This is a genomic window from Streptomyces sp. SP17BM10 (assembly GCF_036322405.1).
In the GTDB taxonomy this organism is placed as follows: domain Bacteria; phylum Actinomycetota; class Actinomycetes; order Streptomycetales; family Streptomycetaceae; genus Kitasatospora.
Genome location: NZ_JAQYXB010000088.1, coordinates 1 through 595, shown reverse-complemented (window position 1 = coordinate 595; position 595 = coordinate 1). Strand labels below are relative to the sequence as shown.

Annotated in this window: 1 protein-coding gene; it reads left to right on the top strand. The window is 78.7% G+C overall.

All coding sequences use genetic code 11. The annotated features are described in order from the left end of the window. Positions 1 to 595, top strand: a 595-nt coding sequence (locus tag PUR71_RS00340; RefSeq protein WP_329924263.1) for a polyketide synthase dehydratase domain-containing protein, incomplete at both ends; no start/stop codon positions are given.

Below are 595 nucleotides of genomic sequence, written 5' to 3'. Positions count from 1 at the left end.
GCCGGCCGGCGCGGAGGCGCTGCCGGTGGACGGCGCGTACGAGCGGATGGCCGAGGCCGGGTTCGGCTACGGCCCGGTGTTCCGGGGCCTGCGGGCGGCCTGGCGGCGCGGCGACGAGCTGTTCGCCGAGGTCGCGCTGCCCGAGGACGTGGAGACCGACGGCTTCGGCGTGCACCCGGCGCTCCTCGACGCGGCCATGCACGCCGCCATCGTCGACGCCGGGAGCGACGACACCGTGGTCCCCTTCGCGTGGACGGGCGCCGCGCTGCGTGCCGTCGGAGCGTCGTCGGTGCGGGTGCGCCTGCTCCGGCTCGACGGGGGCGGGCTGCGGCTCGACCTCGCCGACCCGGCCGGTGACCCCGTGCTGACGGTGGCCTCCGTGAAGGGCCGGGCCGTCTCGGCGGAGCAGCTGGGCTCGGCCGACCCGCTCTACGCGGTCGAGTGGTCGGAGCTGCCGGCCGCTCCGGCCGCGGGTACGGAGTGGACGGCCTGGGACGCCCTGCCCGCCGAGGGCCCGGCCCCCGAGACCGTCGTCCTCGACTGCGCGACCCTGGTCGCCCCTGGCGGCGACGTTCCGGCGGCCGTGCGCGAGGTG